Origin of the sequence: Nevskia soli, assembly GCF_903970205.1 — a bacterium.
Taxonomy (GTDB): domain Bacteria; phylum Acidobacteriota; class Terriglobia; order Bryobacterales; family Bryobacteraceae; genus Bog-113.
The window spans coordinates 1-9,082 of sequence record NZ_CAJCHS010000378.1 but is presented as its reverse complement, the minus strand read 5'-3'; the positions used below and the strand labels follow the sequence as shown (position 1 = coordinate 9,082).

Sequence of the window (9,082 nt, the reverse complement as noted above, 5' to 3'; positions counted from 1 at the left end):
CGCGATCCAGAAGCTATTCCATTCGCATCCGGCCGTGCTGGCGACGGAGCTGCTGCTGCAGGAGCGCATGCCGGTGATGGCGGAAGCGACCGCGCCGGAAGAGCAGCTGCCGACTCTGGAAGCGCTAAGTGCCGAAGCAGCGCCGGCCGGCGGTGAGATTGTTCCCGCGTAAGTCAATGAATGGCACCGCGGCAGTTCTCTTTACGATTGTGACGGGCGTTTGTTGCAGCCAGATAGCATGCACAGCCAAAGTACCGACGGGGTTTCATCTTGACATCGCTATTTCCCCGGAGTGGTGCGGTGACGGACGCTATATAGAAGCAAAGGCGACCGGGAATCATACGGCGAGCATCAATGGTGGCAGAAAGGTATCGATCCCAGACTCCGTCTCGCAGGTTCGACACCTGCTTCGAACCCGCGCAAATAGCATCGTGTTCGTCAGTGGCGCGGCATATCCTACGGTGATTTCATTGAACTCGAGACGCTTGCATGGAAACACTTTTGCCTCGATCTTGATGCCTATTCCCCGGAAAAACGTATTCTCGTTCATCGAATTGAGCCGCGATATCGCAATGGAACAGCTGACGTGCGCATCGTTATAGACGCCTGCATTGATGGTTGAAGCGTTCCCGGGGCATCAAGTCGGCCCGGAACAAAATCAATTTCTACCGGCCGCTCTTCCCTCAGTTGGTAACGGCGTTGCTGACGATCGAGGCTGGCCAAGTGGTTCACGTCTACGGTCCGCCGGCGGACTAACCGCTTTCTTGTCGAAGCTATCGCGCAGGATACCTCTTAGAGAAACCCGTCCTCAGGTTAGTCACGGTAAACGATCCATCGCGTTGCGCACTTAACTTAATCCCGAATCCCTGGTCCGGTGTTTCCGCGACATTCGCCGTAAGTTGATCCGTTGTGTTGTTGGCATCGCCGCCCGCGACCGCGCGATGCAGTTGCCAGATATCCGTAATTCCCGGCGAACTCTTAATCGCCTGATAAGCTTCGGGCGTGCCACCCTTACGCGCTCCATTGTCCATGATCGCGACGCGCGCCTGAAGCGCGTGAACGAACGTGGCCGATCCGGACATATTCATCCCGTGATGGCTCACGATGTAGACGTCCGCCGTCCCGATGCGATTCACCGGACAAACCAGCTCTTGCTCCTTGTTCCACGTGAGATCGCCTAGGTCGACCACGCGGAATTTGCCGAAAGTAATCAAGCTGCCGACGGAGCGAGCGTTCTCCGTGGTGTCGACGTCGCGGCGCGCATCCGTACCGCACAGCGGATTCTTCTGGCCTGCGCCGGGAAGCGGCTGGGTGATCAGGTCACCGGCGGCACTGACGATTTGCCAGTCGATCCCTTTGAGCGGAACGCGGTCGCCGGGCTTGATCTCGATGTGCCGGGTTTGCGCCCGCGCGTCGACATATGCCTTGTAAAGCGCGTCGCCCGCTTTGTCATGCTCCACGCTGGTGCCGTGATCGATGAACGTATCGACATGAAGGCGCTTGACGAGTTCCGGAACGCCGCCGACGTGGTCGATGTGGAAATGCGTGATGAGTACGTAATCGAGTTTCGTGATTCCTGCCTGGTGCGCGGCGGCGACGATACGGTCCGCATCGCGCGCGCCGGGCCATCCGGTGTCAACGAGTATGGATTGCCCGGCGGGCGTGACGAAGAGAGTTGCCTGGCCGCCTTCGGCGTCCATGAAGTAGATGTCGAGTGTCTTCTCGGCGGCCTGGCAGGCAAGAGCGGCGGCGAGCAGCGTCAGGGCGATTGAGCGCATCGTTTGCACTTTGGAATGTTATCAACAGGCGGGAGCACATCCGATGTTTTACGGAACTCAGCGAAGCGGGTTATCGTAGTGAGCAGTAGGATGCCCTATTGCAGCCAGTGCGGGAAGCAGGTCGCGGACGCCGATTTGTTCTGCTCGCAGTGCGGATCGCGACAGCCGGTGACAGGCGGTCCGCGGGCGCCCTATTACGGGCGGTCCTGCGCCGACCCGCTGGCGGGCGTCTCACCGCGTAAGCTCGCGATCTTGTGCTATATCCCAGTTGCCGGGTGGATCGCGTGTGTGTTCGCGCTCGGGGCCCGGCGTTATAAGAACGATCGGGCGCTACGTTTCCACGCCTTCCAGGGCCTGTATATATTTGCCGCCTACCTGCTGGTGGAGTGGACGGTACAGCCGATCTTCGCGTCGATTCCCCACAGCACCTTCCGGCTCGACCAACTGCTCGAATGGTTCCTGATCGGCGTCTGGGTGTTCATGCTGATCAAGACCAGCCATGGGGAAGCCTATTCGCTGCCCCTAATTGGCGAGCTCGCGCAGCGGTCGGCCCAGGAACGTATCTAATATTTAGTTATCGATGTCATTCCGCGTCGGCGTAGCCGGTCACCGCGGGTACAGCGGCGCGGAGTTGGTGCGCCTGCTGACCCGGCACCCATCCACCCAACCGGTCCTCCTGGATCACCGCGAGGCCGCGGCCGAGGGACCCGTCTATGTGACCCGTCCTGGAATGGAGCGCGTCGACCTCAATACCGATGTCGTGCGCCGCGAGCATCTGGACTTGGTGTTCCTCGCCACGCCGCCCGAGGTTTCGCTGGAGCTTGCGCCACGGATGTTGGACGCCGGTGCGCCCGTGATCGATTTGAGCGGCGCGTTCCGGCTCGCAACCGCGGAACGCTACGCCCGCTGGTACAACGCCGGCCATCCGCACGCCGCGCTGCTAGCTGAGGCCGTATACGGGCTCCCGGAGTTTTACCGCGAGCGCATTGCGGGCGCGCGCTTCATTGCCAATCCAGGCTGTTATCCGACGGCTGCGAATCTGGCGATCCGTCCGTTGATCGCCAACGGATTGGTCGAGCGCTCGGCCGGGATCATCTGCGACGCGAAGAGCGGCGTGAGCGGCGCCGGCAGGAAAGCGTCGCTTAAGACCAGCTTCTGCGAAGTAACTGAAAACTTCTTGGTCTATGGCGGCCGCACGCACCGGCACGTACCGGAGGTTCTGATGAACAGCTGCCTCGAAGAGAGCGAGTTCAGCTTCACCGCGCAACTGCTGCCGCTCGACCGGGGCATTTTGGAGACGATTTACTTCCGCACGGCGCGAGGGGTGAAACCGGACGAGATTGCGGACGCGTATCTTGCAAGCTATCGAACCGAGCCCTTTATCCGGCTGCATGCCGCCGGATCGTTCCCCGATTTACGGCAGGTTGCGCGTACGAATTTCTGCGATATCGGCTTCGAACTGGACGAAATCACGGGGCGTGGTCTGGTCGTGACAGCGATTGACAATCTGGGCAAAGGCGCGGCGGGGCAGGCGATTCAGAACATGAATCTGATGCTTGGCTTCCCCGAAACGGAAGGTCTTCTTTAAGGCCATGGGTTGTTTGAAGGCGCTGCGTTGAGAGCGCTCATCAAGCTCGGGGGCACGCTGGCGGAAGACGTGGAGTTGCTCCGGGACTTAGCGGCACAGATTGTCGCTGCGCAAGCTGCCGGTATCAAGCTGTTCGTGGTGCATGGCGGCGGCCGACAATTGACACGTGCGCTCGAGCGCCGCGGGATCGAAAGCCGGTTCTCCGGAGGGCTGCGGGTGACTGGGGACGAGGCGATGCAAACGGTCGCCGAGGTTTTGGGTGGGAGTGTCAATACGCAGATCGTTGCCGCTATACGCCGGGAGGGCGGCTCCGCCGTTGGCCTAACCGGGGTCGATGCGCGCATCACGACCGCGACTCAGCTCTCGCGCGAACTCGGCGCTGTGGGGCGAATTATCGGACTCGACCCCGAGTTGCTTCATCTGCTGAGCAACAACGGCTACATTCCGGTGATCGCGTGCCTGGCCGGCGACGATAATGGCGCGCTCTACAACGTAAATGCGGACCAGATGGCGTCGGCGTGCGCGGCGGCGGTGCAGGCGGATCACCTCGTTTTTCTCACCGATGTTCCCGGAGTGAGAGACGCGACCGGGAATTGGGCCGGGCAGTTGGACATCGCGGCTGTGGCGGAACTGATTGCGACCGGTGTCGCGACGGGCGGCATGCAGGCCAAATTGAACGCGGCTGCCGCGGCGTTGGAGAGCGCCGTGCCGACCGTGACGATTGCCGCGGGGGCGCCCGGCGTATTGGCGAAAATCTTCGCCGGATCGGCTGCGGGAACCACACTCGTCCGCTCGAGATCGACCTCCTAAATCGGACGCTCCCGGCGAGCGGATTGCAAGCCCCGGGGACTCCAGTCCGGCAAATTTAAAAAAATAATAAATAATTCCTTAAAATCACCCCTATTTCGTATTTTTTTCTCTCGTTTCTCTAAGTTTAGGTATATATTCGTTGCAATGGAGAGCGGCTTTCAACGTAATTTTTGGCCCAAGAGATTTTCTTTGAGAATAGTTTGAGTGGGAGCTACTGCTGTTTGCGAACGCGCGCTTTTCGATGGAAAAGGCCGCGTAGCCTGCAAGAGAGTGACTTTGAGGGGCATATGAAGGCACAGACGGTTGACGTAAAGACATCGATCGGACGAATCCTCTGCTGTACGGTATTCCGAGCCGGCGGCAAAAAGCTTCTGTCCAAAGGGCACATTATCAGCGACGAAGATGTCCATGTGCTCGAGTTGGAGGGAATGGATCGCATCTGGGTAACCGAGCTGGAAGAGGGCGAAGTCTCCGAAGATGCGGCCGTCTGCGCGGTTGCCGCGGAGATCGGGTGCGGGGCCTACGAAATCAAACTGGCCGCCGGGGGACGTGCAAATCTGCACGCCACCCAAAGTTGCTGCGTGCTGGTAGACGACGACTTACTGAAGCAGGTCAATTGCACATCCGGAATGGTGATCGCGACCGCATTGAATTTCAGCTTCGCCGGACCCGGGCAGCGGATCGCAACCATCAAGAGCGCGCCCTTCGCAGTCGCCAAGTCGGACGTTGACGGGTTGGTAAACATGCTCCGGGAGCGGGGTCCGATCATGCAGGCGCGTCCCGTAACGCGGCCTACCGTCGGCGTGCTCTATTCGGACCCGCAGAATGGAGACCGGGCCCGCACCTTGTTCGAGAACATCATGCGGCAGCGGCTGGAGCGCTTCGGCTACGTGCCGTCCTTCGCGGTGAGCTGTGTGGAGGAAGAGGCCTCGGTCGCCCGCGCGCTGAACCAGTTAACCCGCTCCAAACCGTCGGCCATCCTGATTGCGTCAACCACGGCGCCCGCGGGCCCGGAAGACGTGATCGGCCGCGCGCTGACTCAGGTCGGCGGTCAGATGGAGCGCTTTCTCGCCCCCGTGGAGCCCGGCAATCTGATGCTGCTGAGTTACTTCAACGAGACGCCGATCCTGTCTGCGCCGGGCTGCTTCCGTTCGGCAAAACCGAACGTCGTCGACTTACTGCTTCCACCGCTGCTGGCCCGTTACCGCGTCTCTTCGTGGGAAGTAGCGGGACTGGGACACGGCGGCCTATTAGGCTAACGTTTTCCGTCGCCGACGGCTCTTCATGACCCTTCGGTTCACAACCAAGGATGAAAGGGACCGTACAGCCCCACTCCGAGCCCGACCGAAAGGGAGGGTCGTCCGCTGTCAGCCGCGTTGACCCGAGCCGCGAAGGCAACGGAGCGGTTATCCCCGCGAGGGATACCCGTCACGCACAGCAACCGCTCCGTTGCCCTCGCGGCTCGGTAGTTCACGGTCATGCCGCCGGCCTTACTACACCCGGTGGAAATCAGGGCGCCAGTTCTTGATCGATTGCTTGATCTCTTTCGGTTTCAGATTCTCGTTCAGCGCTCTCTGCGCCAAGAGACAAACTTCTTCGTCACACGCGAAACGCAATGCGGCGACTTGTCCCATCGTCAAATCGGAAGCCCGGCTGCCCAGCAACCCCTCGCGATCCAACATACTGAGCCGCAGGCGTTCTTCAAGACGGATCACCCGGTCTTGAACGCGCAATGAGTACATGCGCATCAACCCCAGCGCGACAACAGCCGCAAACGCAACGAGGATCAACCAGCCGTTCCAGAACGACGGGTGCCGAACGGTCCGCGCAATCTGGAATAAGAACGTCAGCAGGAAAACCGGAACCAAAAAGAAATGAAAGGGCGGGTCGAGGCGCACATGATTGCTAAAGTCCTGCGTTTTCGCTGCATTGGCCATGGAAATATCGTAATCGAATTCCGGCGGATAGAATCAAGAGATTGAGAACAAGTCCAACGCCGCGGCTGATGATCGGGTTCGCCGTATCGTTGGCGGCGCTGATCTTGTACGCGCTGTTCACCGGCCGCCAGGTCGCCAGTCTGCGCAGACTACAGGCCAACACCGTCGAGCGCAACCGTCTGGACACGCTCCAGCTGATGCGCATTCAGGATTCCTTGTACTCGCTCGGCCTCGCGCTTCACGACGTGGTTGAAGATCAGTACGGGTTAATCGGGTTCGAGCCTGAGTTCAAGCGCTTGCGGATGCAACTCGCCGACGCCATTCGCAAAGAAGCGGCGCTCGCGCCTTATCCCGAACAAGACGCGGATCAGGAGCAACTCGCTATTGCGTTGCGTAATCTGGACAAGGCTACTGAACAGGTATTTGCGCTTGCCAAAGCCGGGGACGAAAAGGGGGCGCGCGATCTGATCGTGGGAACGCTTCGTCCGCAGCGCGAATCGCTCTCCCAGAGAATCTCCCGCATGCTGATTCAGAACAATGAACTGGACCAGCAGACAACCAATGAAATTGAGCGGATCTACACCGGCGTGGAGCGCGATATCTACACGTTTCTGTTAGCGGCGCTGGCGGCGATCATCGTTACCGCGTTGTCGGTCGCTTACACCAACCGCCGAATGTTCGAGCAGATGACGTCCTTATCCGAACACAAGAGCGTGCTGGCGCGCAAACTCATTTCGGTTCAGGAAGAGGTGCTGCGCTCGGTATCGCGCGAGCTGCATGACGAGTTCGGGCAGATCTTCACCGCCATCGGAGCCATGCTGGCGCGCATCGAACGAAAGCGTGTACCCGCCGATTCGCCGCTCCACGCCGATCTCGAAGATGTCCAGGGAATGGCACAGACCGCGCTGGATAAGGTGCGTTCGCTGTCGCAGATGCTGCACCCAGCCGTGATCGACGATTACGGTTTGGAGAAGGCGGTCGAGTGGTATGTGCCGACATTTGAAAAGCAGACCGGAATACCGGTGTCTTACAGCAAGGTGGGCACCGGTCCGGCGATTAAGGACGAAACGGCGATTCATGTATACCGAATCCTCCAGGAAGCGTTGAACAATGTAGCGCGTCATTCCGGATCGAAGAGCGCGGCGGTGCGCGTGCAGTATTGGCCGGAGATCCTGCGGCTGGAAGTGGAAGACCGCGGCGTCGGCTTGCGATCCGAAGACGCCAAGCGCGGCCGGGGGCTCGGTTTGGTGGCCATGCGTGAACGAGCTGAACTGGTGCATGGCAGACTTAAGTTAGAGAACGCGCCCGAAGGTGGCACGCGCGTCTCGCTAGAGGTTCCGATACCGCATGAATCCTGAGCAATTTCAAGAGACAACCCCCGAAAACAAAAAGATACGCGTCCTGCTAGCCGACGACCACGCGATGGTGCGGAAGGGATTCCGGCTCATCCTGCAGGACGAGCCGGATATGGAGGTCGTGGGCGAGGCGGGCACCGGGCGTGAAGCCGTCGACCGCGTCGCGCAACTCTCGCCCGATGTTCTGGTCTCGGATTTTTCGATGCCGGAACTCGATGGCGCCCAGGCCACGCGCGAGATTCGCAAGACGAATCAGACGACGAAGATCCTGATTCTGAGCATGTACTCGAACGAGAATTACCTGCGCAACGCGATGGATGCCGGGGCGAACGGCTATCTATTGAAGAACGCGATCGATGTCGAGTTGCCCGAGGCGATTCGCACGGTTGCCAGCGGGAAGCAGTTCCTGAGCGCGGCGCTGGCGCAGAACGAAGACAGCACGTTCGATCGCCTGACCCCTCGCGAGAAGCAGGTGTTGACGCTGATTGCCGACGGCAAATCGAACAAAGAGATCGCGGGCGTTCTGGATTTGAGCGTGAACACGGTGGCCGTTCATCGCGCGAATCTGATGGACAAGATCAATATCCACAAAGCGACGGACCTGGCGATGTACGCGGTGCGGAAGGGCCTCGTTACCCCTCCCTGACCGCTCGTTCCATGCGACGCCGCGATTTTTTGCTGGGCGCAGCCGCGCTGCCCGCCGGCGCGGCCACCTTCGGCATCAATCCCGGCTTTCGCTTAACCGACGTAACGCAGCGCGCGGGCATTCATTACCGTCACAACAACGGCGCCTTCGGGGCGAAGTACCTGCCCGAAACGCTCGGCCCCGGCTGCGCGTTCTTCGACTACGACAACGATGGGTGGCAGGACATCCTGATTACCAACGGGATGGACTGGCCGGGGCATGGCCGCCGGAATACGCCGCTCGCGCTCTATCACAACAATCGCAACGGAACCTTCACCGATGTAACTCGCGCGATGGGTCTGGACTTCAACTTCTACGGACTGGGAGTTGCCATCGGCGATTACAACAATGACGGCTATCCCGATATCTACCTGACCGGGTTCGGCCAGAACCGGTTACTGCATAACACGGGCAAAGGGTTTGTGGACGTGACCAGGCGAAGCGGGTTGGCGCATCACCTCGCGCTTTCAACCTCCGCGCTTTGGTTCGATTACGATCGCGATGGATTCCTCGACTTATTCGTTTGTAACTATGTCAGGTGGTCGCCGGAAACGAATGTCCCATGCACGCTCGATGGTACTCACAAGGCGTACTGCACTCCGGAAGCCTATCGCGGTATGACTTGCTGGCTGTTTCGCAACCGCGGTGACGGAACCTTTGAAGACGTGACGGCGCGGGCGGGATTACTGGATACCAGTTCGAAATCTCTGGGCGTAGCTATGTTCGACTTCGATAACGATGGCTGGCCGGACTTATTAGTTGCCAACGATACCCAGGCGAATAAGTTATACAGCAATCTTCGGAATGGAACCTTCGAGGAGACCGGAATTTCCGCGGGTGTGGCCTATAGCGAGGATGGGAAGCAGCGCGCCGGCATGGGCATCGATACCGCGGATTACGACAACTCCGGCCACGACAGTGTCGTGATT

At 59.7% G+C, this 9,082-nt stretch carries 9 protein-coding genes; 7 read left to right on the top strand and 2 right to left on the bottom strand.

What is annotated here, in order from left to right:
- Window positions 1-773: 773 nt before the first annotated feature.
- Window positions 774-1,778, bottom strand: coding sequence for a ComEC/Rec2 family competence protein (locus H1Y01_RS16445; protein ID WP_180541596.1), 1,005 nt, complete (start codon window positions 1,776-1,778; stop codon window positions 774-776).
- 90 nt (window positions 1,779-1,868) lie between these two features.
- Between H1Y01_RS16445 and H1Y01_RS16440 the strand changes: the two genes are divergently transcribed.
- From H1Y01_RS16440 to H1Y01_RS16425, 4 genes are all read left to right on the top strand, one after another.
- The gene (locus H1Y01_RS16440) at window positions 1,869-2,345 is read left to right on the top strand and encodes a zinc-ribbon domain-containing protein (protein ID WP_180541594.1); all 477 of its coding nucleotides are present in this window, start codon (window positions 1,869-1,871) and stop codon (window positions 2,343-2,345) included.
- 13 nt (window positions 2,346-2,358) lie between these two features.
- Window positions 2,359-3,366: an N-acetyl-gamma-glutamyl-phosphate reductase gene (gene argC, locus H1Y01_RS16435; RefSeq protein WP_180541593.1), complete on the top strand. Its 1,008-nt coding sequence runs from the start codon at window positions 2,359-2,361 to the stop codon at window positions 3,364-3,366.
- A gap of 27 nt (window positions 3,367-3,393) precedes the next feature.
- Window positions 3,394-4,176 (top strand): acetylglutamate kinase, encoded by a 783-nt coding sequence (argB, locus tag H1Y01_RS16430; protein ID WP_180541592.1) that lies wholly within the window; start codon window positions 3,394-3,396, stop codon window positions 4,174-4,176.
- A gap of 287 nt (window positions 4,177-4,463) precedes the next feature.
- Window positions 4,464-5,435, top strand: a complete 972-nt coding sequence (locus H1Y01_RS16425) for a hypothetical protein (RefSeq protein WP_180541591.1) — start codon at window positions 4,464-4,466, stop codon at window positions 5,433-5,435.
- 234 nt (window positions 5,436-5,669) lie between these two features.
- Here the strand turns inward: H1Y01_RS16425 and H1Y01_RS16420 are convergent, their stop codons facing one another.
- Window positions 5,670-6,113: a DUF6526 family protein gene (locus H1Y01_RS16420; RefSeq protein ID WP_180541590.1), complete on the bottom strand. Its 444-nt coding sequence runs from the start codon at window positions 6,111-6,113 to the stop codon at window positions 5,670-5,672.
- Between the two features lie 41 nt (window positions 6,114-6,154).
- On the opposite strand from H1Y01_RS16420, the gene H1Y01_RS16415 reads away from it, so the two are divergent.
- From H1Y01_RS16415 to H1Y01_RS16405, 3 genes are all read left to right on the top strand, one after another.
- The gene (locus H1Y01_RS16415) at window positions 6,155-7,471 is read left to right on the top strand and encodes a sensor histidine kinase (protein ID WP_180541589.1); all 1,317 of its coding nucleotides are present in this window, start codon (window positions 6,155-6,157) and stop codon (window positions 7,469-7,471) included.
- Window positions 7,461-8,114 carry a response regulator transcription factor gene (locus H1Y01_RS16410; RefSeq protein WP_180541588.1) on the top strand — a complete coding sequence of 218 codons (654 nt, stop codon included), beginning with the start codon at window positions 7,461-7,463 and terminating at the stop codon, window positions 8,112-8,114. Before H1Y01_RS16415 ends, H1Y01_RS16410 begins: the two co-directional genes overlap by 11 nt.
- 11 nt (window positions 8,115-8,125) lie before the next feature.
- Window positions 8,126-9,082 (top strand): FG-GAP repeat domain-containing protein (locus H1Y01_RS16405; RefSeq protein WP_180541587.1); only part of this gene is annotated, 957 nt, incomplete at its 3' end.